Origin of the sequence: Rhizobacter sp. Root1238, from assembly GCF_001425825.1 — a bacterium.
Classification (GTDB): domain Bacteria; phylum Pseudomonadota; class Gammaproteobacteria; order Burkholderiales; family Burkholderiaceae_C; genus Rhizobacter.
In genome coordinates this window covers 231153-257684 of sequence record NZ_LMDM01000002.1, presented here as the reverse complement: position 1 = coordinate 257684, position 26532 = coordinate 231153, and the positions used below count along the sequence as shown (strand labels likewise).

25 protein-coding genes are annotated in these 26532 nt (G+C 69.7%); 9 read left to right on the top strand and 16 right to left on the bottom strand.

What is annotated here, in order from left to right:
* Positions 1–450: 450 nt before the first annotated feature.
* Positions 451–1134, bottom strand: coding sequence for a ribulose-phosphate 3-epimerase (gene rpe, locus ASC98_RS03800; RefSeq protein WP_056812988.1), 684 nt, complete (start codon positions 1132–1134; stop codon positions 451–453).
* An 82-nt stretch (positions 1135–1216) separates the two neighbouring features.
* On the opposite strand from rpe, the gene apaG reads away from it, so the two are divergent.
* Entirely contained in the window at positions 1217–1591 is a 375-nt protein-coding gene (gene apaG / locus ASC98_RS03795; RefSeq protein WP_056812991.1) for a Co2+/Mg2+ efflux protein ApaG, read from the top strand.
* Between the two features lie 10 nt (positions 1592–1601).
* Positions 1602–3650, top strand: coding sequence for a site-specific recombinase (locus ASC98_RS03790; protein ID WP_056812995.1), 2049 nt, complete (start codon positions 1602–1604; stop codon positions 3648–3650).
* 19 nt (positions 3651–3669) lie between these two features.
* Here the strand turns inward: ASC98_RS03790 and ASC98_RS03785 are convergent, their stop codons facing one another.
* Positions 3670–5757 (bottom strand): NHL repeat-containing protein, encoded by a 2088-nt coding sequence (locus ASC98_RS03785; protein WP_157597673.1) that lies wholly within the window; start codon positions 5755–5757, stop codon positions 3670–3672.
* Between the two features lie 225 nt (positions 5758–5982).
* Between ASC98_RS03785 and ASC98_RS03780 the strand changes: the two genes are divergently transcribed.
* Positions 5983–7176 (top strand): murein transglycosylase A, encoded by a 1194-nt coding sequence (locus ASC98_RS03780; protein WP_082541595.1) that lies wholly within the window; start codon positions 5983–5985, stop codon positions 7174–7176.
* On the opposite strand, the gene ASC98_RS03775 is transcribed toward ASC98_RS03780, so the two are convergent.
* Together ASC98_RS03775 and ASC98_RS03770 are read right to left on the bottom strand one after the other, a co-directional pair.
* The gene (locus ASC98_RS03775) at positions 7161–7535 is read right to left on the bottom strand and encodes a hypothetical protein (RefSeq protein ID WP_157597672.1); all 375 of its coding nucleotides are present in this window, start codon (positions 7533–7535) and stop codon (positions 7161–7163) included. The two genes, ASC98_RS03780 and ASC98_RS03775, sit on opposite strands and share 16 nt — an antisense overlap.
* Before the next feature lie 20 nt (positions 7536–7555).
* Positions 7556–7900, bottom strand: coding sequence for a hypothetical protein (locus ASC98_RS03770; protein ID WP_056813003.1), 345 nt, complete (start codon positions 7898–7900; stop codon positions 7556–7558).
* 171 nt (positions 7901–8071) lie between these two features.
* On the opposite strand from ASC98_RS03770, the gene ASC98_RS03765 reads away from it, so the two are divergent.
* Complete coding sequence (locus tag ASC98_RS03765) at positions 8072–9199, top strand: sigma-54-dependent Fis family transcriptional regulator (protein ID WP_056813006.1); 1128 nt, start codon at positions 8072–8074, stop codon at positions 9197–9199.
* A 19-nt stretch (positions 9200–9218) separates the two neighbouring features.
* On the opposite strand, the gene ASC98_RS30055 is transcribed toward ASC98_RS03765, so the two are convergent.
* The 4 genes from ASC98_RS30055 to ASC98_RS03745 all read right to left on the bottom strand — a co-directional run bounded on the left by ASC98_RS30055 (position 9219) and on the right by ASC98_RS03745 (position 14958).
* On the bottom strand, positions 9219–10094 hold the full coding sequence (locus ASC98_RS30055) for a hypothetical protein (protein ID WP_157597671.1): 876 nt from the start codon (positions 10092–10094) through the stop codon (positions 9219–9221).
* Complete coding sequence (locus tag ASC98_RS03755) at positions 10091–11326, bottom strand: radical SAM protein (protein WP_056813013.1); 1236 nt, start codon at positions 11324–11326, stop codon at positions 10091–10093. Before ASC98_RS03755 ends, ASC98_RS30055 begins: the two co-directional genes overlap by 4 nt.
* A gap of 591 nt (positions 11327–11917) precedes the next feature.
* Positions 11918–13222: a nitrate/sulfonate/bicarbonate ABC transporter ATP-binding protein gene (locus ASC98_RS03750; protein ID WP_056813018.1), complete on the bottom strand. Its 1305-nt coding sequence runs from the start codon at positions 13220–13222 to the stop codon at positions 11918–11920.
* Positions 13223–13230: 8 nt separating this feature from the next.
* Complete coding sequence (locus ASC98_RS03745; RefSeq protein ID WP_056813021.1) at positions 13231–14958, bottom strand: ABC transporter permease subunit; 1728 nt, start codon at positions 14956–14958, stop codon at positions 13231–13233.
* Between the two features lie 234 nt (positions 14959–15192).
* Between ASC98_RS03745 and ASC98_RS03740 the strand changes: the two genes are divergently transcribed.
* The 3 genes from ASC98_RS03740 (at position 15193) to ASC98_RS03730 (ending at position 17662) form a co-directional block, all read left to right on the top strand.
* Entirely contained in the window at positions 15193–16293 is a 1101-nt protein-coding gene (locus tag ASC98_RS03740) for a GGDEF domain-containing protein (protein WP_200952953.1), read from the top strand.
* A 109-nt stretch (positions 16294–16402) separates the two neighbouring features.
* Positions 16403–17146, top strand: coding sequence for an NIPSNAP family protein (locus ASC98_RS03735; protein ID WP_235581157.1), 744 nt, complete (start codon positions 16403–16405; stop codon positions 17144–17146).
* A gap of 33 nt (positions 17147–17179) precedes the next feature.
* Positions 17180–17662: a hypothetical protein gene (locus ASC98_RS03730; protein WP_056813026.1), complete on the top strand. Its 483-nt coding sequence runs from the start codon at positions 17180–17182 to the stop codon at positions 17660–17662.
* 18 nt (positions 17663–17680) lie between these two features.
* Here ASC98_RS03730 and ASC98_RS03725 read toward each other — a convergent pair whose 3' ends face one another.
* The 3 genes from ASC98_RS03725 to ASC98_RS03715 are packed head-to-tail and all read right to left on the bottom strand — an operon-like array spanning position 17681 to position 20972.
* Positions 17681–18268, bottom strand: a complete 588-nt coding sequence (locus tag ASC98_RS03725; RefSeq protein ID WP_056813029.1) for a hypothetical protein — start codon at positions 18266–18268, stop codon at positions 17681–17683.
* A gap of 39 nt (positions 18269–18307) precedes the next feature.
* On the bottom strand, positions 18308–20407 hold the full coding sequence (locus tag ASC98_RS03720; protein WP_056813032.1) for a RecQ family ATP-dependent DNA helicase: 2100 nt from the start codon (positions 20405–20407) through the stop codon (positions 18308–18310).
* Position 20408: 1 nt separating this feature from the next.
* A complete protein-coding gene (locus ASC98_RS03715) occupies positions 20409–20972 on the bottom strand; it encodes a TetR/AcrR family transcriptional regulator (protein ID WP_056813035.1) in 564 nt (187 codons plus the stop codon).
* 79 nt (positions 20973–21051) lie between these two features.
* Here ASC98_RS03715 and ASC98_RS03710 point away from each other — a divergent pair, with 79 nt between their 5' ends.
* Positions 21052–21522: a nuclear transport factor 2 family protein gene (locus tag ASC98_RS03710; RefSeq protein ID WP_056813038.1), complete on the top strand. Its 471-nt coding sequence runs from the start codon at positions 21052–21054 to the stop codon at positions 21520–21522.
* On the opposite strand, the gene ASC98_RS03705 is transcribed toward ASC98_RS03710, so the two are convergent.
* Complete coding sequence (locus tag ASC98_RS03705) at positions 21503–22411, bottom strand: DMT family transporter (RefSeq protein WP_056813041.1); 909 nt, start codon at positions 22409–22411, stop codon at positions 21503–21505. The two genes, ASC98_RS03710 and ASC98_RS03705, sit on opposite strands and share 20 nt — an antisense overlap.
* 104 nt (positions 22412–22515) lie before the next feature.
* On the opposite strand from ASC98_RS03705, the gene ASC98_RS03700 reads away from it, so the two are divergent.
* Positions 22516–23394, top strand: a complete 879-nt coding sequence (locus ASC98_RS03700; RefSeq protein ID WP_056813044.1) for an AraC family transcriptional regulator — start codon at positions 22516–22518, stop codon at positions 23392–23394.
* 281 nt (positions 23395–23675) lie between these two features.
* On the opposite strand, the gene ASC98_RS03695 is transcribed toward ASC98_RS03700, so the two are convergent.
* From ASC98_RS03695 to ASC98_RS31475, 4 genes are all read right to left on the bottom strand, one after another.
* Entirely contained in the window at positions 23676–24749 is a 1074-nt protein-coding gene (locus tag ASC98_RS03695) for a chemotaxis response regulator protein-glutamate methylesterase (protein ID WP_056813047.1), read from the bottom strand.
* Positions 24746–25279 carry a chemotaxis protein CheD gene (locus ASC98_RS03690; protein WP_056813050.1) on the bottom strand — a complete coding sequence of 178 codons (534 nt, stop codon included), beginning with the start codon at positions 25277–25279 and terminating at the stop codon, positions 24746–24748. The genes ASC98_RS03695 and ASC98_RS03690 overlap by 4 nt, the downstream gene beginning before the upstream one ends.
* Positions 25280–25286: 7 nt before the next feature.
* The gene (locus ASC98_RS03685; RefSeq protein ID WP_056813051.1) at positions 25287–26087 is read right to left on the bottom strand and encodes a protein-glutamate O-methyltransferase CheR; all 801 of its coding nucleotides are present in this window, start codon (positions 26085–26087) and stop codon (positions 25287–25289) included.
* Positions 26088–26108: 21 nt separating this feature from the next.
* A partial coding sequence (locus ASC98_RS31475; protein ID WP_369821155.1) for a hypothetical protein occupies positions 26109–26532 on the bottom strand: 424 nt, incomplete at its 5' end.

The following is a 26532-nucleotide window of genomic DNA, read 5'->3' as shown; positions in this document are numbered from 1 at the left end:
TCTTGGCCAGCCCGGTCAGCAGCGCATACACGATCGCCGCGTGAAACAAAATGACAAAGCCGATCCCGACGACATGCCGCCGGGGATCGCGTTGTCGCTGCGAAAAATTCATCGGTCGCGAACTCCTGTGCAGATAAAGGGCCTGAGCGGCTTAGGCAAGCAGCGTGCCTGCACAAGTACATGGCACAAAACGACCCGTTAGGTACCAGTTTAGTACCAGTAATACCACCCGTCAATGCGGGCCAAACCCGAGGATAAACCCGGAAAATTGCTTTCCTGACAACAGGTTACGTTTTCAGGTTGCTGGCTTGCATGGCGCGCCGAACAGGCTTCGGTGCTGGCCTGGCGTCATGATCCACCGCGAAAAATACCACCGTCAGGCCAGAAGAATTCACGGGGTTTTCGATTGTTTCCCCGAACAAAGCACCGTGTTGGGTCGCGACGCCCGATTCAGGCGGCCTGCAGTTCGCGGCGCATCGCAGCGATGACGGCCTGGTAGTCCGGGTGGCCGAAGATCGCGCTGCCGGCGACGAAGGTGTCGGCGCCGGCTTCGGCGACGCGGCGGATGTTGTCGACCTTGATGCCGCCGTCGACCTCGAGCCGGATGTCGCGTCCGCTCGCGTCGATCAGGCGGCGCGCCTGCTCGATCTTCTTCAGCGCCATCGGGATGAAGCTCTGGCCGCCGAAGCCGGGGTTCACGCTCATGATCAGCACCTGGTCGATCTTGTCGATCACGTACTCGAGCACCGACAGCGGCATCGCCGGGTTGAACACCAGCCCGGCCTTGCAGCCCTCGGCCTGGATCAGCTGGATCGTGCGGTCGACGTGCGTGCTGGCGTCGGGGTGGAAGGTGACGGTGGTCGCACCGGCCTTGCAGAACGCGAGCGCGAGCGGGTCGACCGGCTGCACCATCAGGTGCACGTCGAGCGGCACCGGGCTGCCGTCGGGCCGCACCGCATGCTTGCGGACGGCCTCGCAGATCATCGGGCCGAAGGTCAGGTTCGGCACGTAATGGTTGTCCATCACGTCGAAGTGGATCCAGTCGGCACCGGCGGCGATGACGTTGCGCACCTCGTCGCCGAGACGGGCCAGGTCGGCCGACAGGATGCTGGGGGCGATGCGGTAGGTGGTCATGCGGTGCTGCCGGCGGTGTCGCGGAAAGCGCGGATTTTAGGCGGGCCGCGAAGCTGCCATGGAGCGGCTCCTAGAATGCGCCATGGCCCATCCTGAATTCACCTGCTCGGTCGCCGTGCGTCACCTGCCCGAGCAATCGAACCCCGCCACCGGCCACTACGCCTTCGCCTACACGATCACGGTCCGCAACAGCGGCGACGTCGCGGCGCAGCTGATCGCGCGGCACTGGGTCATCACCGACGGCCAGGGGCGCGTCGAAGAGGTGCGCGGCTTGGGCGTCGTCGGCCAGCAGCCGCTGCTGCAGCCGGGCGACAGCCACGAGTACACCAGCTGGACGCGGCTGGCCACGCCGCAGGGCAGCATGCGCGGCACCTTCTTCTGCATGACCGAAGACGCGACGCCGTTCGACGCGCCGGTGCCGGAGTTCGGCCTGTCGCTCGCGTCGACGCTGCACTGACGGCCGCACGATGTTCGGACGGAAGAAGGCGTCGAACAAGACGCCAGGCAAGGCCCGGCCGGGCCCGTGGGACCTGAGCGCGCTGCTGAACGCCGCCGATGCGTCGGCCGGCCTGCCCGAACGCCACCTGTGGTTGATCCGGCTGCTCGAATGGCTGCGCCATGCGACGCTGCCGGCCGACGGTGCGCCTTCCAGCGAGCCGACCGCCACGCCGATGCCGCTGCGGCGCCTGCGCCACCTGCTGAACGTGCTGGAGCGCCACCCCGAGCACCAGGCCGAGGTCGCCGCGCTGCTCGCACGCTTCTGGCGCGAGGTCGACGTGGCGGCGCTGCTCGCCGACTTCGGCTTCTCGCCGCGCCGCGACCTGTCCGGCGAATTCGGCCAGCGCCTGCGATTGCGCCTGCTGCCCGGCACGCCGGCCACCACCAACCTGGCCGAGCTGTTCGGCCTGCTGTTCCCGCAGTCGAGCGACGCGCTGTGGATGGAGGCGCTCGACGACACGACGCTCGCGCGCCTGACCGCGCTGCTCGCGCCGGCCGCCGCGACGAGTGCCGGCGGGCCGAACTGGCGCGCGCCGTTCCTCGACGCGATCACCTTCCTCGCGAGCGCGATCCGCGCGACCGGCTTCTCGCCGACGGTGCGCCAGCGCATGAGCCCCGAACTGCTGGTGTCGCAGCCGTTCCGCCAGCTGGCGCTGGTGGCCGAGCGGATCCGCACGCACGCCGAGGGCGGCGACATGCCGGCGCTGCTGCGCGAGGCGCAGTACCTGCGCGCGCTGCTCGACACCTGCCGGCGCTGCGCCGACAGCGTTCACCTGCACCTGGAGGAGCACGGCGTCTCGGTCGACGTGGTGTTCGCCGTCGAGCAACTGCGCGAGCGCACGCAGCGCATCGAAGACCTGCTGATCTGCGTGCTGAGCCCCGAGCCCGGCCGCGACATCACGCGGCTGATCGCCGCGCTGGTGCGCACCGCCGACGAGCGGCGCAGCATCCGCGCGCTGTTCGCGCGGCACTACTCGCTGCTCGCGCGCAAGGTGGCCGAGCGCAGCGCCGAGACCGGCGAGCACTACATCACCCGCGACCGCAGCGAGTACCGGCAGATGCTGCGCGCCGCGGCCGGCGGCGGCGCGGTGCTGGCCGGCACCACGTTCATGAAGTTCTTCGTGCTGGCGCTCGGGCTGTCGACCTTCTGGGCCGGCTTCTTCGCAGGCGTCAACTACGCTGGCAGCTTCGTGCTGATCCACCTGATGCACTGGACGGTGGCGACCAAGCAGCCGGCGATGACCGCGCCGGCGATGGCGGCCAAGCTCGACGACGTGTCGAACGACGCGGCGGTCGAGGGCTTCGTCGACGAGGTCGCGCACCTGATCCGTTCGCAGGCGGCCGGGATCCTCGGCAACCTGGCGCTGGTGACGCCGCTGGTGCTGACGGCGCAGTTCGCGTGGACGGCCGCGTTCGGCGCGCCGCTGATCGGCGCGAAGGACGCGCAGCACGTGCTGGACACGCTGTCGCTGCTCGGCCCGACGCCGCTGTACGCGGCCTTCACCGGCGTGCTGCTGTTCCTCAGCTCGATCATCGCCGGCTGGGTCGAGAACTGGTTCGTCTGGCACCGGCTCGACAGTGCGATCGCCTGGAACCCGCGCATCGTCGCGCGGCTCGGCACGGCGCGCGCGCAGCGCTGGTCGCTCTACTGGCGCAACAACATCTCGGGGCTGACCGCCAACATCTCGCTCGGGCTGATGCTCGGCCTGGTGCCGGCGGTCGCGAGCTTCTTCGCGCTGCCGATCGAGGTGCGGCACGTGACGCTGTCGACCGGGCAGTTGGCCGCTGCGGTCGGCGCGCTCGGCTTCGACATCCTGCACCAGGCGCCGTTCTGGTGGTGCCTGGCCGGCATCGCGGTGACCGGCGGCCTGAACCTCGCGGTGAGCTTCTTCCTCGCGTTCAAGGTGGCGCTGCGCTCGCGCGGCATCCGGCTCACCGACCGCAGCCGCATCTACCGCGCGATCCGCCAACGGCTGTGGCAGCGGCCGGGGTCGTTCATCGTGCCGCCGAAGGATTGAGCCCGCGATCGGTGCGGCTTCAGGGCAGCGTGACCGTCAGCACCGCATGCTCGTCGACCACGGCGAGTCGCCGTGGATTGCCGGGCAGCACGGCCAAGCCCTGTGGCTCGTTCAAGCGCCCATCGGCGCCCGTCACGACGGCGCGGGAGGCGACACGACCCGCGACCGTGCTGACGATGCCGTCCGGCGCCAGCCGGCGCAGCACGCTGTTTGCCTCATCCGAGATGAAGAGGTTTCCGTCGGCATCGAAGGCCAGTGCGTTCGGCCGGAAGAAGCGCGATGCGGCTGCAGCGCCATCCATCCGCCCCGCCTCACCGGCCTTGCCGGCCACCGTCGTCACGACACCAGCCGGCGTGATCCTGCGGACCGTGTGGTTGCCTTGCTCGGCGACGAACACATTGCCGGGACCATCCACGGCCAGCGCGACCGGAAAGGAAAAGCGCGCCGCATTGCCTGTGCCGTCGTCGCTCCCCGGGTGGTCGGCCAGCCCGGCCAGCGTGGTCGTTGTGCCCGCCGGCGAGATGCGCCGGATCGCGTGGCGGCCTGCATCGGCAACGTAGACGAAGCCGGCCGCGTCGACCGCCACGCCCCGCGGCACGTCAAAGCGCGCCGTCCCCCCGGGCCCGTCGACGCTGCCGCGCTGGCCGGGCGCCCCGGCCAGCGTCGACACCACCCCGGCCGGCGTGATCTTGCGGATCACCGCATCCTGCTCGTCGGCGACGTAGAGATTGCCGGCTGCATCGATGGCCAGCGACCCCGGCATCGCGAAACTCGCTCCGCTGCCCTGCCCGTTGACCGTGCGCGAGTCGTTCGGCTTGCCGGCGAACGTCGTCACCACCCCGGCTGGCGTGATCTTGCGGATGCAGTGGTTGTCATGGTCCGCGACGAAGAGGTTGCCATCGCGATCGGAGACCACGCCGCGCGGCAAACGCAGGCGCGCCGCCGCGCCGGTGCCGTCGGCATACCCTCGCTTCGGCGGCGAGCCGAGTACGGTGCTCGCGCTGCCGTCGACCGCCACGTGGCGCAGCACCGAGTTGTCGGAATCGGCCACCAGCGTGTCGCCGTTGCGCAGCGTCAGCAGCGCCCGCGGAAACGCGAAGCGCGCCTGATCGGCCGGGCCATCGGCCCAGTCCCAGGTGCCCAGGCTGCCACTCAACCGGCCGATGCTGCCATCGGCGGCCACCCGGTCGATGATGCTGAATGCACGCTGGCTGACGAGCAGCGAGCCTCCGGCATCGAACGCGAGGCCGCACAGGTCACCGTTCGACGAGCCCGGGGAATCCGAGGGCAGCGGTCCGTGCCCGACCGTCGACACCACCCCGCCCGACAGCTTGCGGATCGAGAACCAGTCGCTGATGTAGAGCGCACCGGCGGCATCCGTCGTCAGCGCGCATGGCGAACCATTGAAGCGCGCGTCAGCCGCGGGGCCGTCGGTCGCACCCATCTCGCCGGGAACGCCCGCGATGGTGCTCACGATCCCTTGCGGGGACAGCCGGCGGATCGCATGGCGATCGCCGATGAGCAGGTTGCCGGCAGTGTCGAACACCAGCGAGTACGGTTCGAGAAAGCGGGCTTCGGCAGCCTTGCCGTCGACTGCTCGCGAGTCCCCGGGCGAACCGGCCATGGTGCTCACGGTCCCGTCGGCCGCGATGCGGCGCAGGGTCTTGCTCTCCGGATCGGCCCCATAGATGGTGCCGGAGGCATCGACCGCCAGCCCCATCACCTCATTGAAGCGCGCACTGGCGGCAGGACCGTCGCGCTCGCCGCTCTCGCCGACGCGCGACCCGGCGACCGTGCTCACCACCCCACCCGGCGACCAGGCGCGTATCGCGCCGCAGTCCACGAAGTAGACCGTGCCATCGGCGCCCTGGGCCATCGCGCCGGGAAAGCAAAGCCGCGCATCGCGGGTGGCTCCGTCGACGGCACCGCGACCGCCCAGCCCGCCGGCCAGCAAGCTGATGCTGGCCGCGACCTCGGTCGGCGGGTTCGGCGGCGTCGCCGTAGCCGCATCGCCGCCCCCGCCCGCCCCCCCGCTGCCACCGCAGGCCGCCACGGCCCACGCCACGAAGCCGCCCGCAATGGCGCGACGAGCACGAATGACTTGCATGTTTCTTCCCCCGTTCGTTCCTGCCGCGTCCGCCGGCACCTCGCCGGACGGATCGCGTCCTCTGCCTGCGGAAGATCGCGCACGGTGTGAATCCGTGTTCCCTCGCGTCCCCGTCATTCGTCCCGGTCGCGCCGCTCGCCCTTCTTGCGCCCCGAGAACATCGTCCACCACACGATCAGCAGCAGCACCGCGAGCGCGCCCAGCGCTTCGAGGAGAATCAGACCCATGACGATGTTCCCTGGCCGCGGCCGCTGGTGGATGGCGGCGGCGATTCTAGGCTCGCTGATCGGCTGCGCGAGCCTGCAATACCCTCCCGTGGCACCGGTGCCTCCGGCGCCGGCCGCCAACGCGCCGGCCGCCACGCCCGCCGCTTCCTCCCCCTCCGCCGGCGACAAGCCGGTGCTGACGCGCACGCGCAGCCGCTGGGTCGGTGCCGCCTGGACCGACCTGCCCGGCTGGGAGTTCGACAGCACCGCCGAGCTGTGGCCCGCGCTGCTGCGCAGCTGCGAGAAGCCCGGCCCCGACTGGACGAAGTTGTGCGCCGACGCGCAGAAACTCACGACCATCACCGACGGCAGCGTGCGCGTGTTCCTGCAGAACCGCGTGCAGCCGTGGCGCGTCGAAACGCTCGAAGGCGCGACCGACGGTCTGATGACCGGCTACTACGAGCCGCTGGTCGAAGCCAGCCGCGTGCCGCGCGGCGCGTTCCGCATCCCGCTGTACGCGCCGCCGGCCGACCTGGCCACGCGCAAGCCTTACTGGACACGCCAGCAACTCGACACCGTGCGCGCCGCGCAGGCCGCATTGCGCGGCCGCGAGATCGCCTACATCGCCGACCCGCTCGATGCGCTGGTGCTGCAGATCCAGGGCTCGGGCCGGCTGCAGCTGACCGAAGCCGACGGCACGCGCAAGCTGCTGCGCGTCGCGTTCGCGGCACACAACGACCAGCCGTACAAGTCGGTCGGCCGCTGGCTGGTCGACCAGGGCGAGATGACGCTGGAGCAGGCCTCGTGGCCGTCGATCAAGGCCTGGGCGCGCAAGAACCCGAAGCGGCTCAACGAGATGCTGTGGGCGAATCCACGGGTGGTCTTCTTCCGCGAGGAGCCGCTGCCCGATCCGCAGCTCGGCCCGAAGGGCGGCCAGGGCGTGCCGCTGACGCCAGGACGCTCGATCGCTGTCGACACGCAGAGCATTCCGTACGGCACGCCGGTGTGGATCGATGCGACCGAGCCGCTGAGCGCGACGCTGCTGCGCCGCGCGGTGATGGCGCAGGACACCGGCACCGCGATCACCGGGGCGGTGCGCGCCGACTACTTCTGGGGCTGGGGCGAGACGGCCGAGCAGCAGGCCGGGCGGATGAAGCAGCCGCTGCGGTTGTGGGTGCTGTGGCCGCGCTCGAGCGATCAGCCGATCAGGTAGACATACAGAATCTGGCAGTAGCTGTTGGCGCCTCCGCCGAGCGCCACCGGCTGCGTCCCCATCACGAGGGTCTTGCCGGTGGTCTGCGAGGTGAGCACTGCCGCCAGCACCGCCTTGTAGTTCGGATCGGTCAGGTTCAGGAAAGCCCAGTTCGGGTCGGTGGCCCCGGGACAGGCGCTCACGCCGGACAGGTAGACGCGCAGGTCCGCATTGCCAGGCGCGCCGGCATTGGCCGTGACCACCATGATTCGTGAAACGGTGCCTGAGACTTCGGCGGCAGAGGGCGCGGCCACGAGCCCGAACATCATCAAGGCAGCGACGATCGATCGGCGCAGGCGCGCGGCGTGACAAGTCAGCATGCGATTCTTCCCTCTGTTGTTCAAAGCATCCAGATGCCCGAGATCGGACCGGGATTCACGGCGGTGCAACTCGCGTTGTCGGGCAGATAGCGCACCCTGACTTTCGAGCGGGTCAGCTTGGCCGACATGACGACGGCCAGCAGCGGCTTGTAGTTGGCGTCGGACTGGTAGACGACGCCCGCTCCACCCTCCACCCAACTGGCAAAGAAGTAGGCGTTGTTGGTGGTGATGGGCGGATCGCCACCCACGAACAGGTCACCCGGGGTGACGACGCATTCGGTTACCGCATGCGCCGAGGGCGCGCTCGCCGCGAGCGCAACCACCAGGACGGACATGGCCACGAAAGGCCACGACTTGCTTGACATGTTGTTTCTCCCTCCACGAAGGCTCGGATTGTTGATGAGACGAGAGGCCGTTGGCAAGGCCGACACCTGCCCGGCATTCGTGCATATGCATGCGCGAAATGCTGCGTTGGCAGCACCGGACAAGACACCTAATGTGCAGATCCCGCCACATTCCGTGTCTCTGCCCACCGCATGTCCGCCGACCACCTGCTCACCCTGCCCGACTCCGCCAGCCTCGCGCTCTCGATCCGCGCCAAGGCCCTGCTGTTCCACGACCCGCGCTCGCTCGCCGTGCTGGAGCAGGTGGAACGCGTGGCCGGCAGCGACGCCACCGTGCTGGTGGTCGGCGAGACGGGCACCGGCAAGGAGTTGATCGCCCGCCACATCCACAAGCGCAGCGGGCGCGACGGCCCCTTCATCGCGGTGAACTGCGGCGCGTTCAGCGAATCGCTGATCGATGCCGAGCTGTTCGGCCACGAGTCCGGTGCGTTCACCGGTGCCCACCAGGCGCGTGCCGGCTGGTTCGAGGCGGCCAACGGCGGCACGCTGTTCCTCGACGAGATCGGCGACCTGCCGCTCGCGCTGCAGGTGAAGCTGCTGCGCGTGCTGCAGGAGCGGCAGGTGGTGCGGCTCGGCTCGCGACGCGCGATCCCGCTCGACGTGCGGCTGGTGGCCGCCACCAACGTCGAACTGCACCGCGCGGTGGAGGCGCAGCATTTCCGCGCCGACCTGTACTTCCGCCTGAGCGTCGCGACGATCGAGTTGCCGCCGCTGCGCGACCGCCCGGGCGACATCCTGCCGCTCGCACGCCACTTCATCGCGGTGTGCGGCGGCAAGCTCTCGCTGCACGGCACGCAGCTGTCGCCCGAGGCGCGCAGCGCGCTGCTGGCGTATGCATGGCCGGGCAACATCCGTGAGCTGGAGAACGTCATCCACTACGCGCTGATCGTCTGCCGCGACGGCATCGTGCGGGCAAGCGACTGCCGCTTCTCACCGCTCGGGTTCCTGGGGGCGGCCGCCTCGCCGGCGACATCGGCGCTACCGCAGGCCGCCGGGCCGCCGCCTGCGGCAGATCCGCTGGCCGCGCTGGAGCGTGCCATCGACGCGCTGATGGACGGCAGGCATCCGCAGTTGATGTCGGCGATCGAGGGCCTCGTGGTGCGGCTCGGCTTCGCCCGCTGCCACGACAACCAGGTGCAGACCGCGCGGCTGCTCGGCGTCACGCGCAACACGCTGCGCACGCTGCTGAAGCGGCACGGGCTGCTGGCGCTGTCGTCGCGTGACGAGGTGGCGGAGGACCTGGACGTCGAAACGGCGTGAGGCCGGTGCGGGCCCTGACTCAACGGCAAGCCAGGTAGACCTGCCGCCACGGACGGGGTGGGATGCCGATGGCGCAGTCCTGCAGCACGTCGCGACCGAGAGAGCCTTCATAGACGATGCCGGCCGCCACGCCGGCTTCGTCGCGGGTCCGGATGCGGACGGACGCGAGCACGGCCGATCCGACGCGAAGCGGCTGTGCCTGCAGCGACTGCTCGTTGACGGATCGCTCGCCCGTCGCCGACCGCGTGGCGGACGAGCCGTCGAGCCGGGCACCTTCCAGGTAGCGCCTGGCGAATTGCGTGTAGGGGCGGCCGGTGTCGATGTCGACGAGCACTTCGGCACGGTCGCCCCAGGCGCCGCGGACCAGCATCGCACCGATCGATTCGCCGATGCGCTCCAGATGAACGCTGGACCGGTCGGGGTAGAGCCTGCGAAAGTCGTCGAAGGGCTCACCGGCTGCATGCAGCGCGAACAGGCGGCTCGATGGGAAGTCGAGCACCACGAGATCGTTCGGTGCCAGTTGCTGCGGGCTCAGCATGCCGGCAAGCTTCGCCGCAGCGAACTCGGGGATGGTCGGGATGACCTCACACGGGACAGCAGTGGCCGTCTCCCTGCCAAGCCGGATCTGCAAGGCATCGCGACAAGTCGGGCCGCCCGCATGGCCGCGCAGGCGCGGTGCAGCCTCCGAGACGACGAGGCTTGGCGATGAACCGGTGTCGAGAACGAAGCTTTCGAGTCGGCCATGGACGCGCACATCGATCACCGGGCCGAAGCCTTTGTGGACGGCCTGCTGCGAGAACGGGTGATCGAAGAGTGGCGGCTGAGCTTGAGCAACGGTGCAACTCGGCAGGAGCGCCAAAGCGAAGGTGATCAGGAGAAGTCCGGCAACTTTCACGCGATGTTCTCCAGGATGCTGGCCGGCGCATGGCCACGCCGCAGGGCAGATTCGCAAACCACCTCGAGAAGCCCTTGAATCTGCTTGCAGTACACGCTTGGATTGTCGAAAGCACGCGCAGAGCTGTAGCGCTGAATCGGTCCGCCCAAGACCTCTCCCGCCCGGCAAACCTTCTTCCAGCAACAGTCGGCACATTGAAATGGCAGGCGGCGGATCTGCCCAATGAGGGCTTGTATTTCGCTGGAACAGACAAAGTCGTTCAGTGTCGAATCCAGCACGTTGTAGCGCCCCCTGAAGAGGTGCGGCAAGGCGTTTCGCAGATCGTCGTCGGGACCCACATGCCCATCGCTGTCCACGGTGATCGCAAGGGAATCGCAGATGACCGCCTCTTCCTCGGCCAACCTGTCCCGTCCGCACAGGATTCGACGGACCGACTTGCCAACGAACCTGATGTGGATGGACGAGTCGTTGTCCTGCAGCCACTGCTCGTAGATCTTGCACAGGGCATCTCCCACCGTTTGATGGCCATCCACGCCTGCGGTGTCGTGCGTCTCATCCGCCGCGATGATGTGAAGCCTTTTCAGTCCGAGGTCGTGCACCATGTGCCGATACAAGACCGTCCCGTCCGTCTCCGGGTTCAGCACGACGATGACCCCCAGTCGATCGGGCAGGCGGGCTTGAAGTCTTTTGATTCCTACGATGACTCGGTCATAGGTGCCGCGGCTGTCGTGATCGACTCTACGCAGATCGTGAACTTCCTGCGGGCCATCCAGGCTGACACCCACGAATACGCCGTGCTTGCCCAGCAGGTCAATCCACAGATCGTCCAGCAACATGCCGTTCGTTTGCAATGAGATTCTCAAATCAACCACCTCCTGGAGCTCACGCGTGAGACGGCTGCACATGTCGTCGAATCGTTCTCGCTTCATCAGCAGCGGTTCTCCGCCATGCAGGTCGATCTGGATGACCTCGAGTCGATGCTTTCTCGCGGCGTTGAGCAGGTAGGCTGCGACATGCTCGATGGTCTCCATGGAAATCAGTGCCGGCCGCCTTTCGAAGTCCGTGTTTCTGGCATCGAAGAAGTAGCAGTAGGTGCAGGCGATGTTGCAACGCTCTGCGACCTTGAGAATGACCTCCAGCCGCCGAGGAATGACGACCGAATGCTCGGGGTCTTCTCTCGCGCGAAGGCGTGATCGAATGCCGCTCAGATTCACTCGCCCAATGGTTTCCATGGCTTCCTCAGTCCGGTTTTCAACCACACCCGATTGGATGAATACCGCCCTGGATGGGCGGCATACCTCGCAGCCTTAAACGGCTTTGCTCCATTCGCACTTAACGAAGTTTGGAGAATTGCTTGCACTGCACTTCACTTCTCCGCCGGCGACATGCCGCAGAACGTCGTCGGTCAGGATTCGCATCGGAACGGCCACTGGAGGTCCGGCAAGCGAGAGGCGATGGAGGAGCGTGTCGAGAGTCATGAGTCTTCTTTCATGTGAAGCGGGAACGGCCGCTTCGCCCGTCGCGGCGCGACTGCCGCAAATGAGCGGATGACTGCTTGGAGAATGGATTGGCGATGGTGGTCGCCGTCGAGCCGCGCGAGGCCGGCTCCTGGCCGAAGCGAACTCGATTCCGCGATCGGGAAGAGTTCCGCGATGGGGCAGCCCTGGTGGCCGCCCGATGCTTGGGCAATGAGACTCTGTCGAGGTGCGCTACTTTGCAGATGGACCCGGCCACCCGCAACGCTCCATCACTACCATTGACAGACCGCGTTGCCGTTGATCTTCACGGCGCCAGACACGCCTCCCGGCGCGTCCGTGCAGCGGTCACCCCTCAGCCGCTTCCTGCCGCCCCTCCGGCAACCGGATCACCCCGGTCCGGTAGTCGTACTCGAACACCTCGCCGTGCCGGCCCCATTCGATCGCGGTGCGCAGCACGCGCTCGGCTTCGGCGGCATCGAGGCTGTCGCTGAGCAGGCGCAGGAACGGCTCCTGCGGCAGCTCGCCCGAGGTTTCCTGCTCCAGGCTGTGGCGGATGTGCGCGGCCAGCGGCACCGTCGCCAGCAGCTGCTGGCCGAACAGCTGCTGCCGCAGCGTGTGGTCGCCGTCCACATAGCGCCGCCCGAGCGGCGTCAGGTGCAGGTCGCCATCGGCCAGCTGCGCGAGCCCGAGCAGCGAGAGCCCCTGCGTCAGCGGCAGCAGCTCGTGGTCGGTCAGCTCGGTCTCCTCGGCCAGCTTCGGCAGGTCGGCATGGCCGGCGAAGAGGTCGTCGGCCAGCAGCTCCAGCAGGCCGTCCATGCGGCTCACGTCGGCCTGCGGCAGGCGGTGCGCCAGCGGCAGCGCGGTCGGCTCGCCGGCCGGGCGGCGGCCGGTGCCGGCCGTCATCAGCGCATAGACCTCGTCGACCAGCTGCCGCACCTCGGCGCTGTCCGGGTCGCGCGGGCGCGGCAGCTGCACCGACAGCTGGCAGCGCACCCGCCCCGGGTCGCTCGCAAAGATCAGCACGCGGTCGGCCATCAGCACCGCTTCCTGGATGTTGTGCGAGACCACAAGAATCGCCTTGGTCGGCATGCGGCGCGAGGTCCACAGCGCGAGGATCTCTTCGCGCAGCCGCTCGCCGGTCAGCACGTCGAGCGCCGAGAAGGCCTCGTCCATCAGCAGGATCTCGGGCTCCACCACCAGCGCGCGCGCAATGCCCACGCGCTGGCGCATGCCGCCCGACAGCTCGCGCGGCAGCGCGCCCTCGAAGCCGGCCAGCCCGATCAGCTGGATCGCCGCCAGGGCCCGCGCCGCCCGCTCGTCGGGCGCCATGCCGCGCGCCTCCAGCCCGAGTTCGACGTTCTGCTGCACCGTGAGCCACGGGAACAGCGCGAACGACTGGAACACCATCGCGATGCCGCGCGCCGGGCCGTGCAGCGGCTGCCCGCGGTAGCCCACGTCGCCGGCGTCGGCCGGGATCAGCCCGGCCAGGATGCGCAGCAGCGTCGACTTGCCCGAGCCCGATTGCCCGAGCAGCGAGACGATCTCGCCCTCGGCCAGCCGGAAGTCCACGCCCTCGAGCACCGCGCGCGCGCTGCCGTCGGCCGAGCGGAACGACTTGCCGACACCCTTCAGTTCGATCAAGGTCTTCATGCCGGTCCCTAGAAATGCATGCGGTCTTCGGCCAGCCGGTAGAGCCGCCGCCAGACCAGGTGGTTCATGCCCATCACGAACAGGCACATCACGCCGATGCCCAGCGCAATGCGCGGAAAGTCGCCGACCGCCGTCATGTGCGCGATGTAGCTGCCCAGCCCCTTGGCCTGCAGCGTGGTGTCGCCCCAGGTCACGTACTCGGCGACGATGCTGGCGTTCCACGAGCCGCCGCTGGCGGTGATGGCGCCGGTGACGAAGCTCGGGAACACCGCCGGCAGCAGGTAGCGGCGCCAGCGCAGCCAGCCCGACAGGCCCAGGTTCTGCGCCGCATAGCGCAGCTCGGTCGGGATGCCGCTCGCGCCGGCGATCACGTTGAACAGCAGGTACCACTGCGTGCCCAGCACCATCAGCGGCGACAACCAGATGTCGGGGTCCAGCTTCCAGCGCACGATGAACAGCACCGCCACCGGGAACATCAGGTTGGCCGGGAATGCCGCGAGGAACTGCGCGACCGCCTGCAGCCGACCCGACCAGCGCGGGTTCAGGCCGATCCAGATGCCCACCGGCACCCACACCAGCGCGGCCAGCGCCGTCAGCACCAGCACGCGCAGCATCGTGATCGAGCCGAGCACCAGCACATGCCCGGCCTCGGCCCAGCCGACCTCGGCGTGGATGAAGCGCAGCAGGTGCCACAGCGCGATCAGCACCGCCGCGGCCAGCAGCGCATCCCACGCACGCTGCAGCGCCGCCCCGGCCGGGCGCGCGCGGGCGCGGATCGACGTGCCGTCGTGGCGGCGGCGGAACAGGGTGAGCGAGCGGCCGAACAGCGCCACGATGCGCAGCGCAAACGGCTGCAGCCGCTCGGTGCGGCGCAGCCAGGTCAGCAGCCACGACGACGGCGCGGCATCGTTGCTGCCCTCCTCGAAGCGGAACTTGTCGGCCCACGCCAGCAGCGGCCGGAAGAACAGCTGGTCGTACAGCACGATGCCGACCAGCATCGCGCCGATCGCCCAGCCGATCGCGTGCAGGTCGCGCAGCTCGATGGCCAGGGCGATGTACGAGCCGATGCCGGGCAGCTTGATGCTCTGCTGCGAGACCGCGATGGCCTCCGACGCGACGACGAAGAACCAGCCGCCGGACATCGACATCATCATGTTCCACAGCAGCGCCGGCATCGCGAACGGCAGCTCGAGCCGCCAGAAGCGCTGCCAGCCCGACAGCTGGAACACGCGCGCCGCCTCCTGCAGCTCCGGCGGCACGGTGCGCAGCGACTGGTAGAGGCTGAAGGCCATGTTCCAGGCCTGCGACGTGAAGATCGCGAAGATCGCCGCGCACTCGACGCCGAACAGGTTGCCCGGGAACAGCGCGATGAAGCCGGTGACGGTGATCGACAGGAAGCCGAGGATCGGGATCGACTGCAGGATGTCGAGCAGCGGCACCAGCACCCGCTCGGCGGCGCGGTACTTGGCCGCCAGCGCCGCGAACACGCAGGCGAACAGCAGCGAGGCGCCGAGCGCGAGGAACATGCGCAGCGTGGTGCGCAGCAGGTAGTAGGGCAGCGCCGTCGGGTCGAGCGTCAGCGGCAGCACCTCGCCCAGCTGGTAGGGCCGCGCCATCTGCGAACCACCCCACGCCAGCAGCACCAGCACCGCGAGCACCAGCGGCAGCAGCGCCCAATCCCAGCGGTTGCCGCCGGACTCGACCACCTGGCGCGGAAAGAAGCGTTTGTCGGTCATCGGTGCGTGGAAGGACGGGGTGGTGCGGGCGCCGGGCGATTGTCGTCGCTGCAGGTGTCGGCCTGCGGGCCCGCGCGGGCGCGGATGCCCGGCCGTGTGTTGCGCCGTGTGTCGCATCGGCCTGCCCACCCCCGATTCGCGCCCCCCGGCCTCCGGGGGTGGATCCGGGGGTGACGGTCGGCGCCGCATTCCTACAATCCCGCGGATGCCCTGTCCTGCCCTCCCATGAGCGCGATGCCCGCCCCCGTCGGCGACCTGCTGTGGGGCCCGTCGGGGCGCCGGCGCGGCCACGCCCGGCTGACGCTGCTGGCGCTGGCGGTCTACCTGCTGTTCTCGGCGGTGTGCTGGCTGGAGGTGCGCCTGGGCATGATGCAGGCCGCGCCGGCCGCCTGGCTGTGCGCGACCAGCCTCGTCGGCATCCTGGCCTTCTACGGCCTGGTGCGCAGCGGCATCAGCGAGCGGCTGTCGAGCGACCCGTCGCTGACGATGCCGCAATCGGTGTTCGGCATCGCGATCACCGCCTGGGGCTATGCGATCAACCCGCAGCTGCGCGGCGCGGTGATGGCGATCATGCTGCTGAACCTGGTGTGGGGCATGTTCGTGATGTCGCCGCGCGAAGCCCGGCTGCTGGGGGCGCAGGCGCTGGCGCTGCTGGGCGGCGTGATGCTGTGGAAATCGCGCACCGACCCGGCGCAGTTCCCGCCGCACATCGAGGCCATCCAGTTCCTGTTCTGCGTGATCCTGATGACGGCGATGTCGGCGCTGGCGGTCAGCATGGGCCGGCTGCGCGCGAAGCTGCGGCAGCGCCAGGCCGAGCTGCAGGCGGCACTTGCGAAGATCCACCACCTGGCCACCCGCGACGACCTGACCGGGCTGGTGAACCGCCGCCACCTGACCGAGCTGCTCGACGCCGAGCGGGGGCGCCAGAAGCACCACGGCCAGCCGCTGAGCCTGGTGCTGATGGACCTCGACCACTTCAAGCCGATCAACGACGAGCACGGCCACGCAGCCGGCGACCAGGTGCTGAAGATCTTCGCCGGCGCGGCGCAGGCCGCGCTGCGCGACACCGACGTGCTCGGCCGCTGGGGCGGCGAGGAGTTCCTGCTGATGCTGCCGTCGACGCCGCAGGCGCAGGCGTTGCAGTGCGTCGACCGGCTGCGCGCCGGCCTCGCCGCGGCGTCGTTCGACGAGGTGGTGCCGGGGCTGCGGCTGACCTTCTCGGCCGGCCTGAGCACCTGCAGCGACGGCGAGGCGCTGCAGGCCGCGATCGAGCGGGCCGACAAGGCGATGTACCGCGCGAAGCTGCGCGGCCGCGACGGCACGGTGGTCGGCTGACCGGCTGATCGGCTGCTGAACTCTGCTGAACTCTGCTGAACTCTGCTGACAAAGGGTGTCAGGATCCCGGGCGCAGCATCCCTCTCCCAAGAGACGAGGAGATGCCCCGATGACCGTGATGACGCTGGAACGCCCGGCCCGTGCCGTGGCTGCTGACACCATTCCGTCCCCTTGTGCCATCGTCGAGCTGCGGCGCTATGCGCTGCACCCCGGCCGGCGCGAGACGCTGATCGAGCTGTTCGACCGCGAGTTCGTGCACACGCAGGAAGACTGCGGCATGCGCGTGCTGGGCCAGTTCCGCGACCTCGACGCACCCGACGATTTCGTCTGGCTGCGCGGATTCTCGAACATGGCCGAGCGGCGCGAGGCGCTGGCCGCGTTCTATGGCGGCCCGGTGTGGCGCCGCCACCGCGACGCCGCCAACGCGACGATGCAGGATTCGTCGAACGTGCTGCTGCTGCGCAACGTGCAGACCACGGCGACCCACGCGGCGCGGCCCGGCATGCTGCTCGCGGTGGTGTGCCAGCTCGATGCGCCGGCCACGCCGCTGCTGGTGCACCGCTTCGAGCACGAGGTGCGGCCCTGCCTGCAGGCGGCCGGCATGGAGGTGCAGGCGGTGCTGATGACCGAGCACGCGCCGAACGATTTCCCGGCACTGCCGGTGCGCACCGACACCGAGGCGCTGGTCTGGATCTGCCGCTTCGACAGCGCCGCCCACCAGCTCGACTGCGCCGACCGCCTGTTCGCATCGGCCATCTGGCGCGATGCGGTGTGGCCGCGCTGGCTGTCGCAGCTGAGCGCGGCGCCGCAGATGTTCCGCCTGCAGCCCACTGCCGGCTCGGCCTGGCGCTGAAGCCCGATCGCACAGACAAGCCTGGAGACCTCGATGAGCTACACACTCGACCGCACCGGCCAGCCGGACGACTTCGACTTCCTGCACGGCCGCTGGCAGGTCAGCAACCGCAGCCTCGCGACGCGCGAGCCGGGCAGCGACGACTGGAAGGAATTCCCCGCGACGATGGCCTGCGAGCCGCGCCTGGGCGGCATCGCGAACGTCGACCAGATCGACTTCACGACGCAGGGCTGGTCCGGGCTGACGCTGCGGACGTTCGACACCGCGAAGCGCCAGTGGTCGATCTACTGGGTCAGCAGCCGCACCGGCCTGCTGTACCCGCCGGTGCACGGCGGCTTCAGCGGCGACCGTGGCGAGTTCTATGGCCAGGACGAAGACAACGGCCGCAAGGTGTTCGTGCGCTTCGTCTGGCAGCGCCTCGGGCCGGATGCCGCGCAGTGGGACCAGGCCTTCTCGTCCGACGGCGAGGCGTGGGTGCCGAACTGGACGATGCGGATGAAGCGGCAGCCCGGCTAAGCCCGGCGCGGCCGGCGGTCAGGATGGATCGGCCAGGGCGTCGATGCAGCGATCGCGCACGCTGGCGTTGTCGGCGTGGACGCCAACCTCCGGTGCGAACGGCGACACGAGTGCCAGGCGGCCTTGCTGCAGGCTGCTGCGGTTCAGCCTGCCGACACTGGCCTTCAGCAGATCGCCGGCCAGCACGCTGACGGCCCGGCCGCCGACATCGAGCAGCGCCTGCCGACCAGCGCCGTACAGCAGCGGCGGTGCGTCGTGCTTCAAGCGGCGCTTCAAGGCCGCCGGGTACGCCGCATCGGCACGCGAGAGGACCCACAGGCCCGCACGGCTCCAGCGCTCCAGCGACAGCGCCATCGCGGTGCCACGTGCCAGCAGGAAGTCGATGCGCTGCCGTTCCAGTTCGTTCTCGTGCACGCCGTCGAGCGCGCTGCCCCCCGCGACCGCCAGCAGATCGGCGGGCCGCAGCCCGTGCTGGTGCAGCCACCGGGCCAGCGCGGCGTACTCGGGCGTCGACAGCGGCTCGAACGGCGCCCGCGCCTCGCCGCCGAACCGGCCGCACAGCAGCAGGATCGCTTCGGTGTCGGCGCCCAGGCCTTCAGCTGGCATCGTCGTTGCCTTGTCCGAGGGTGGCGCGGTTGTGCTGCATCACTTCGCCGACACGACGGCCAGCGCGAACGGGTGCACGGCGCCCGCGCCGGCCTGCCGCAGCAGCGCGGCCGCGAGCGTCAGCGTCCAGGCCGAATCGACGAGGTCGTCGACCAGCAGCACCGGCCCGGCGATGCCGTGCTGGTCGTCGACGGCATACGCGCCGTCCAGGTTCAGGCACTGGTGGAAGCGGTTGTCCATCTCGCGCTGCGGCTGCGTCTCGCGGGTCTTCACGAGGGCCGGCCGGAACGGCATGCCCAGCGCGTCGGCCAGGCGCCTGGCGAAGTCCGGCACCAGCGCCGGCTGCCGCATCGACGGGATGCAGGTCACCCAGCCCGCCTGCGCCGCTTCCGGCCACCGGTGGCGGACCAGGTCGGCCGCCGCATCGACCAGCTCGTCATCGAAGTGCCCCTGCGCCCGGCCTCGCGCCACCAGTTGGCCCCACACCGGCTCGCCCCAGCGCGACAGCACCCGGCCCGCTTCGCCGCGCAGCCGCTGCGCGATGTTCTGCTTGCTCCAGCCGTGCTCGGCCACGTACTGCGGCAGCGCCTCGATGTCCCACTGCTTCTTCAGCTCCAGCGGCATCTCGCTGTGCCGGGTGAAGCGCTGCGCGTCGATCAGCCGCGCGCGATCGATCTCCACCGGCAGCAGCGGCCGACCCAGGCACACCGCACAACGGCCGCAGGGCTGCGTGCCGGCGTCGTCGAGCGCGTCGGCCAGGAACTGCATCAGGCAGCGCGCGCCGGCCTGGTACTGCTTCATCTGCGCCCATTCCTGCTCGCGCTGCCGCGTCAGGTGCGCGATGCGCTCCTGGTCGAGCCGGAACGGATGGGCGGTGCGGTACCACGCGCCGTCGAGCCGCAGCACCGGCGAATCCGGCTCGACCACCAGCAGCTTCAGCACCTTCTCGATCTGCGACTGCCGCAGGTTGACGGCGCGCTCCAGCGCCCGCACGCTCAAGCCCTCGTCGGCGGCCTCCAGCGCGCCGAGGATGCGGTCGACCTGCCCTTCGGGCGGGAACGCGGCGTCGCGGAAGTACGCGTTGATGTCCTCTTCCTCGTCGCCCGACAGCAGCACGCCGACGGCCGCCGGAATCGCGCGGCCGGCCCGTCCGACCTGCTGGTAGTAGGCGACCACGTTGCCCGGCGTCTGGTAGTGGATGACGAAGTGCAGGTCCGGCTTGTCGTAGCCCATGCCGAGCGCGGTCGTCGCGACCAGGCACTTCAAATCGTTGCCGAGCAGCGCCTGTTCGAGCGCCTGCCGTTCGTCGTCCGGCTTGCCGGCGTGGTACGCGCGGGCGTCGATGCCCTGCAGCTGCAACCAGCCGGCGACCCGGTCGGCATCGCGCGTGGTCAGCGTGTAGACGATGCCGCTGCCCGGCAGCTGCGGGATGCGGTCCGCCAGCCACGCCAGCCGGTCGGCCGCGCCCGGCAGGCGCAGGTTCTGCAGCGCGAGGCTCTCGCGCAGCAGCGGCCCGCGCTGCACCACCACGCCGGTGCCGAGCTGCGCGGCCACGTCCGCCTCGACACGCCGGTTCGCGGTGGCGGTGGTGGCCAGCACCGCGATGTTGCCCGGCAGGCGCGCCAGCACCTGGCCGACCCGCCGGTAGTCGGGCCTGAAATCGTGGCCCCAGTCGGAGATGCAGTGCGCCTCGTCGATCACCAGCAGCCCGATGCGGTCGGCGATGGCCTGCAGCGTGCCGGCGACGAACTCGTCGTTGGCCAGCCGTTCGGGCGAGATCAGCAGCAGGTCGACGCCGCCGGCCAGCAGCTCGTCGCGCACGCCGGCCCATTCGTCGCGGTTGGTCGAGTTGACGGTGAGCGCCCGCAGCCCGAGCCGCTGCGCCGCGTCGATCTGGTTGCGCATCAGCGACAGCAGCGGCGAGACGATCAGCGTGACGCCGGCACCCTGCGCCCGCATCAGCTGGGCCGCGACGAAATACACCATGCTCTTGCCCCAGCCGGTGCGCTGCACGCACAGCACCTTGCCGCGGCGGTTCACGATGTGGTCGATGGCCGCCCACTGGCCGTCGCGGAAAGCGGCCTCCGGCTGGCCCATCGCCACGCGGAAACAGCGCAATGCCTCGGCTTCGACGACCATGTCAGCCCCCGACCTTCTGCAGCAGCCGGCGCGCCACGTCGGCCGCGGCGGCGTCGCCGGTCATGTGGGCGCGCACGATCGCGCCTTCGACGATCAGCAGCGCGTCTTCGGCGGCCCGCGCCGGCTGTGGGTGGCCGCAGCGCCGCGCCAGCGCGAGCAGGCAATCCTGCAGCTCGTCCTTGTGGCTTTGCACCACGCTGATCGCCTCGCCCTGCGCCGAGCCTTCGGCCAGCGCGTTGATGAAGGCGCAGCCGCGGAAACCAGGCTCCTCGAACCATTCGCGCAGCACCTCGGCGGCACGCTCCATCGCCGGGCCGGCCGCTTCGCAGCGCGCCTCCAGCCTGCGGGCGAACCAGGTCATCCAGCGCTCGTGCCGCAGGCGCAGGAAGGCCAGCACCAGGTCATCCTTCGACGGAAAGTGCCGGTAGAACGACGCCTTCGCCACCTGCGATTCGGCGATCAGCCGGTCGATGCCGACCGCCCGGATGCCGTCGGCATAGAACAGGCGCATCGCGGTTTCGAGGATGCGCTGGCGGGGTTCGAGCGAAGCCGTGGCGGTGGTCATGGTCTGCAGTTTGACAGACAGATCTGTCTGCCTCAAGATCCGACACGAGACAGACCTGTCTACCCACTGGAGCAAACCCATGGAAACGCCTCGCCCGCCGCTGCCCCCGTTCACCGAAGAATCCGCCATGCAGAAGGTGCGCCTGGCCGAAGACGCCTGGAACAGCCGCGACCCCGACCGCGTGGCCGCCGTCTACACCGAGGACACCCGCTGGCGCAACCGCGCCGAGTTCCCGGTCGGCCGCGAACAGGTGCGGCTGTTCCTGCAGCGCAAGTGGGCGCGCGAGCTCGACTACCGGCTGATCAAGGAGCTGTGGGCCTTCGGCGGCGCGCGCATCGGCGTGCGTTTCGCCTACGAGTTCCACGACGATTCGGGCCAGTGGTTCCGCAGCTACGGCAACGAGAACTGGGAGTTCAATGCGCAGGGCCTGATGGAACGCCGCTACGCGAGCATCAACGACCTGCCGATCCAGCCGGAGCAGCGGCTGTTCCACTGGCCGCTCGGCCGCCGGCCCGACGACCACGCCGGGCTCAGCGCGCTGGGGCTGTGAGCGCGGCGGCCGCCGGTGCCGCCTTCGGCTTGCGGAACACGATCACGTTGCCGGCCATCACCAGCACCAGCCCGAGCAGCGCCGGCGCGGTCCACTGGTAACCCTCGACCCAGGCCGACACGTTCAGCGCGACCACCGGGAACAGCACGGTGCTGTAGGCGGCGCGCTCCGGTCCGAGCCGGCCGACCAGCGTCAGGTAGGCCGTGAAGCCGATCACCGAGCCGGGGATCGCGAGGTACAGCAGCGCGCCGACGTAGGTGGGCGACGGATCGAACGCCCAGCCGACGCCGGCCGCGCCGCAGCCGGCCGCGAGCACCGTCGCGCCGATCAGCATGCCCCAGGCATTGGTGACGACCGGTGCGTGGCCGAGCGCCTGCAGGCGGGCCGACAGCATGTTGCCGGCCGAGAAGCACAGCGTGCCGGCCAGCCCGAGCGCGAGGCCGGTCAGCGTGTCGGGCGAGGCATCGTGGCGCGTCAGCTCCGGCCAGAACAGTGCGGCCAGCCCCAGCATGCCGAGTGCGCTGCCGGCCAGCACGCGCGGCGCGAGCGGTCGGCCCAGGAAGACCCGTGCGTTGAACGCGTTCCACACCGTCGCGGTGGAGAACAGCACCGCGACCAGCCCGCTCGGGATGAACCGGCTCGCATTCAGGAAGCAGATGAAGTTCAGGCAGAACAGGCACAGCCCCTGCGCCGCGATCAGCTTCATCGCGCGGGCGTCGGGCCGCTTCAGCCGGCCGGTGGCGGCCAACCAGATGAACAGCACCGCGGCTGCCAGCGCGAAGCGGTAGGCGATGGACCACGGGATCGGCACCGGGCCGAGCTGCAGCTTCAGCGCGATCCAGGTGGTGCCCCAGATCAGCACGGTGAGCGCGTAGAGGAAGAGGTTCATCGCGCCAGTGTCGGCCGCGGCGTGCGGACCCGGTTGCACAAAACTGCGGTTCGTCGCGGCCGCCTCGTGCGCGCGCGCGGCGGCGCCGCTACAGTGGCGAGGCCATGGTGACCGCGCCCGACCTGTCCCGCCACGAAGTGTTCGACGTGCTCGCGCACTCGCGCGCGCAACTGCTGCGCAGCGCCACGCTGGGCGACGGCCTGGCCGTCGCGGTGTGGCGCAATGCGGCCGACGCGACGCGCTACAGCCGGCCGTCGCACCACACGCTGTCGCTGTACCTGAGCGGTGGCCACGGCACCTGGCGGCGCGAGGTGCCCGAGCTGCGCGGCGAGCCGGGCCGCCTGTGCGTGATGCCGGCCGGCCACGAATCGCACTGGGTGGTGGGCGGCGAGCAGAGTTTCGTGCACCTGTACTTCGACGAGGCGCAGCTCGCGCCGCTGGCGGTGCGGCTGCTCGACCGCGAGCCGCGCGAGGTGCAGGTGCCCGACCTGACCTTCGTGGGCGACGCCGGCGTGGCCGGCCCGCTGCACGCGCTGGCCCGCCTGGACTGGCAGGACCCGCAGGCGCGCTTGCAGGCGAATGCGCTCGGGCACGAGGCGCTGGCCGCCTTGCTGGTCGGGCACGCGACACGCGGTCACCGCACGCCGCCCCGCGGCGGGTTGTCAGCGCATGTGCGCCGGCGGCTGGTCGACTGGACCGAGGCGCGCCTCGACCAGCCGCTGACCATCGGCGAGATGGCCGCCGTCGCGGCGCTGTCCGAGCATCACTTCGCGCGCATGTTCCGCACCTCGTTCGGCATCGCGCCGCATGCGTGGGTGCTGTGGCTGCGCATCGAGCGGGCCAAGCAACTGCTGCGGCATTCCGATGCGCCGCTCGACGAGGTGGCGCGGCAATGCGGGCTGGCGAGTGCGAGCCACCTGGTGAACCGGTTCCGCGCGCGGACCGGGGTCACGCCGGGGCAGTTCAGGCAGTTCGTGGCGTGATGGCCGAGCCGGTCGGCATGCGTCCCCGTTCGCCCTGAGCCTGTCGAAGGGCCCGATCATCCTGAGCCTGCCGAAGGACCTGAGCCTGTCGAAGGGTCCGATCATCCTGAGCTTGTCGAAGGGCCTGAGCCTGTCGAAGGGTAGGACTGAGCTTGCCGAAGGCCCTGCGCGCTTCGGGCACAACCCTTCGACGGACGGGCCCTCGACAAGCTCGGTCCCTGCTCAGGGCGAACGGGCTTTTTGTGTTCCTGCCGAGTGGTTGCATACCATCCGAAAGAACGTCATCCCCCCACCTGCTTCTGGATCTCCCCCGCCACCGCATTCAACGGCAGCGTCCGCTGCACGCCGCCGCGCTTGATCGCTTCCTTCGGCATTCCGAACACGACGCAGCTCTCCTCGTCCTGCGCGACGGTCTGCGCGCCGACCTTGCGCATTTCCAGCAACCCGGCCGCGCCGTCGTCGCCCATGCCGGTCATGATCACGCCGAGCGCGTTCGCGCCGGCGCTGCGCGCGACCGAGCGAAACAGCACGTCGACCGACGGCCGGTGGCGGTTCACCAGCGGCCCGTCGATCACCTCGACGAAATACTGCGCGCCGCTGCGCTTGAGCAGCATGTGCCGCCCGCCCGGCGCGATCAGCGCGCGGCCCGGCAGCACGCGGTCGTTGTGCTCGGCCTCCTTCACCTCGATGCGGCACAGGCTGTCCAGCCGGGCCGCGAAGGCCGCGGTGAACTTCTCCGGCATGTGCTGCACGATCACGATGCCCGGCGTGACGCGCGGCAACGCGGTCAGCACCTCTTCGAGCGCCTGCGTGCCGCCGGTGGAGGTGCCGAGCGCCACCACCCGCTCGGTGGTCTGCGTCATCGCGCGCGTGGCCGCCGGCAGGATCACGTCGGCGGTGTTCTTCGCGGCCGGCGTCGGCGCGACCGCCGGCCCCGCGGCCAGCCGCCGCACATTGGCCTTCGCCGCGGCGCGCACCGTGCCGATCAGCTCCTCGCCGCTCGCGGTGAGGAACTGCTTCAGACCGAGCTTCGGCTTCGTGACGATCGCCACCGCACCGGCGGCCATCGCCTCCAGCGTGGTCTTCGCGCCGCGCTCGGTCAGCGTCGAGCAGATCACCACCGGCGTCGGCTTCTGCTGCATCACCATGCGCAGGAAGGTGATGCCGTCCATGCGCGGCATCTCGACGTCGAGCACGATCACGTCCGGCCAGTCGAGCTTGAGCCGCTCGATCGCCAGCACCGGGTCGGCCACCGCGGCCATCACCTCGATGCCGGGCGCGTCGTCCAGCAGCGCGGTGACGACCTGCCGCACCACCGCCGAATCATCGATCACCATCACGCGGATGTTGGTCATGACGCGCCGTCCAGCGGCATCGACGCCGATTCCGGGTTGACCTGGCGTACCCAGACGTCGCCGGTCGACAGGTCGAAGATCATCTGCCGATGCCCGTTGCCGAACAGGCTTTCGGAGTGCACGCGGATGCCGTGCGCCATCAGCAGGTCGCGCGCCGCCTCGCCGTTGCGCCGGCCGATGCTCGGCACGACCGCCGGGTTCTGCTCGGGGAACATGTTGCCGCCGCCGAAGATCTTGGCCTCGCACTCGGCCGGCACGATGCCGCGCTTGTGCAACTGGCGCAGCATCAGCGCCAGCGCCTCCTCGCCGTAGCGCGCGTCGGGCACGCCCAGCTGGCTCGGCGAGCGCGCGGCCAGCAGGAAATGCGACATCGCGCCGACGCGCCGCGCCGGGTGCCACAGCGTGATCGACACGCACGAGCCGAGCAGCGTGCGCATGCGCAGCGGCGCCTCGCCCACGGCGTACTCGCCGGGCTGCAGCACGCGGTCGCCGGGTTCGGCGGTGTCGAATCGGATCGCGCTCGCTCCCATGTCCCGCTCACGGCTTGCGGTAGATCGACGGCGCCACCTGGTGCAGCGCCGTGCTGATGTCGTTCAGGCTCTCGGAATGCCCGATGCAGAAGAAGCCGCCCGGCTTCAGCTGCTCGATGATGCGGGCCACCACCTGCCGCTTGGTGTCGCCGTTGAAATAGATCATCACGTTGCGCAGGAAGATCACGTCGAATGCCGCGAGCCGCGGCAGTGCGGTGTTCAGGTTGACCTGCATGAACTGCACGCGGCCGCGCAGCGAACGGTCGACCAGCAGCGTGCCCTGCTGCTCGTCGATGCCCTTCAGGCAGAAGCGCTTCAGGTAGGCCTGCGGAATCTGCCGGCAGCGCTCCATCGGGTAGTGCGCCTGGCGCGCCCGCTGCAGCACGCGGGTGCTGATGTCGGAGCCCATCACCTCCCAGGCCGCGTCACCCAGCGTGTCGGCCAGCACCATCGCGATGCTGTAGGCCTCTTCGCCGGTCGAGCTCGCCGCGCTCCAGACGCGGAACGGCTGCGCCTTCTTCGAGGCCGGCAGCGCCGCCTCGCGCAGCAGCTCGAAGTGCCTCGGCTCGCGGAAGAAGTAGGTCTCGTTGGTGGTCAGCAGGTCGACCGCGGTCTGCACCTCGGCACCGTTCTGGCCGCTGCTCAGCAGCTTGAAGTACTCGGCGTAGCTGCCCAGGTTGCAGGCCTGCAGCCGCTTCGCGAGCCGGCCGCACACCAGCGCCTTCTTCGCGGACGACAGCGTGATGCCCGCCGCGTCGTAGATGAAGCGCTGGAACAGGCCGAACTCGTTGTCGGAGATGGTGTGCATCGCGCAGGTCCCGCAGGTCGATCAGAAACGAGCGAACTGCGATTCGTCGAGCGTGCCGGCGCTGTTCGCGTTCAGCGCGAAGCCGTTGTACCCGGCAGCCGGTGCCGGCTTGCGGGCGCCCGCCTTCGTTCCCTTCGCGCCGGCCGCGATCGGCCTGGCCGCCGGCTTGCGAGACACCGCCGGGCGTTGCCGCGCCGTGTCGGCCTGCGTCGCCAGCTTGAAGAACGACATCGTCTGCTGCAGCTGTTCGGCCTGGCTGCTCATCTCTTCGGACGTGGCCGCCAGCTCTTCCGAGCTCGACGCGTTCTGCTGCGTCGTCTGGCTCAACTGGCTCACCGCTGCGTTGATCTGGCTGACCCCCGACGACTGCTCTTCCGATGCCGCCGTGATCTCCTGCACCAGGTCCGAGGTCTTCTTGATGTTCGGCACCATCTGGTCCAGCAGG

Excerpts from the sequence above, each read along its gene's own strand:
- ASC98_RS03770 (WP_056813003.1), bottom strand. The coding sequence starts at position 7,900 with ATGTCAAGCAAGTCGTGGCCTTTCGTGGCCATGTCCGTCCTGGTGGTT.
- ASC98_RS03765 (WP_056813006.1), top strand. The coding sequence starts at position 8,072 with ATGTCCGCCGACCACCTGCTCACCCTGCCCGACTCCGCCAGCCTCGCG.
- ASC98_RS03725 (WP_056813029.1), bottom strand. The coding sequence starts at position 18,268 with ATGCCAGCTGAAGGCCTGGGCGCCGACACCGAAGCGATCCTGCTGCTG.
- ASC98_RS03695 (WP_056813047.1), bottom strand. The coding sequence starts at position 24,749 with ATGACCAACATCCGCGTGATGGTGATCGATGATTCGGCGGTGGTGCGG.
- ASC98_RS03775 (WP_157597672.1), bottom strand. The coding sequence starts at position 7,535 with ATGCTGACTTGTCACGCCGCGCGCCTGCGCCGATCGATCGTCGCTGCC.
- ASC98_RS03745 (WP_056813021.1), bottom strand. The coding sequence starts at position 14,958 with ATGACCGACAAACGCTTCTTTCCGCGCCAGGTGGTCGAGTCCGGCGGC.
- ASC98_RS03735 (WP_235581157.1), top strand. The coding sequence starts at position 16,403 with ATGACCGTGATGACGCTGGAACGCCCGGCCCGTGCCGTGGCTGCTGAC.
- ASC98_RS03755 (WP_056813013.1), bottom strand. The coding sequence starts at position 11,326 with ATGGAAACCATTGGGCGAGTGAATCTGAGCGGCATTCGATCACGCCTT.
- ASC98_RS03700 (WP_056813044.1), top strand. The coding sequence starts at position 22,516 with ATGGTGACCGCGCCCGACCTGTCCCGCCACGAAGTGTTCGACGTGCTC.
- ASC98_RS03790 (WP_056812995.1), top strand. The coding sequence starts at position 1,602 with ATGTTCGGACGGAAGAAGGCGTCGAACAAGACGCCAGGCAAGGCCCGG.
- apaG (WP_056812991.1), top strand. The coding sequence starts at position 1,217 with ATGGCCCATCCTGAATTCACCTGCTCGGTCGCCGTGCGTCACCTGCCC.
- ASC98_RS03705 (WP_056813041.1), bottom strand. The coding sequence starts at position 22,411 with ATGAACCTCTTCCTCTACGCGCTCACCGTGCTGATCTGGGGCACCACC.
- ASC98_RS03785 (WP_157597673.1), bottom strand. The coding sequence starts at position 5,757 with ATGCAAGTCATTCGTGCTCGTCGCGCCATTGCGGGCGGCTTCGTGGCG.
- ASC98_RS03780 (WP_082541595.1), top strand. The coding sequence starts at position 5,983 with ATGACGATGTTCCCTGGCCGCGGCCGCTGGTGGATGGCGGCGGCGATT.
- ASC98_RS03710 (WP_056813038.1), top strand. The coding sequence starts at position 21,052 with ATGGAAACGCCTCGCCCGCCGCTGCCCCCGTTCACCGAAGAATCCGCC.
- ASC98_RS03730 (WP_056813026.1), top strand. The coding sequence starts at position 17,180 with ATGAGCTACACACTCGACCGCACCGGCCAGCCGGACGACTTCGACTTC.
- rpe (WP_056812988.1), bottom strand. The coding sequence starts at position 1,134 with ATGACCACCTACCGCATCGCCCCCAGCATCCTGTCGGCCGACCTGGCC.
- ASC98_RS03720 (WP_056813032.1), bottom strand. The coding sequence starts at position 20,407 with ATGGTCGTCGAAGCCGAGGCATTGCGCTGTTTCCGCGTGGCGATGGGC.
- ASC98_RS03715 (WP_056813035.1), bottom strand. The coding sequence starts at position 20,972 with ATGACCACCGCCACGGCTTCGCTCGAACCCCGCCAGCGCATCCTCGAA.
- ASC98_RS03740 (WP_200952953.1), top strand. The coding sequence starts at position 15,193 with ATGCCCGCCCCCGTCGGCGACCTGCTGTGGGGCCCGTCGGGGCGCCGG.
- ASC98_RS03690 (WP_056813050.1), bottom strand. The coding sequence starts at position 25,279 with ATGGGAGCGAGCGCGATCCGATTCGACACCGCCGAACCCGGCGACCGC.
- ASC98_RS03685 (WP_056813051.1), bottom strand. The coding sequence starts at position 26,087 with ATGCACACCATCTCCGACAACGAGTTCGGCCTGTTCCAGCGCTTCATC.
- ASC98_RS03750 (WP_056813018.1), bottom strand. The coding sequence starts at position 13,222 with ATGAAGACCTTGATCGAACTGAAGGGTGTCGGCAAGTCGTTCCGCTCG.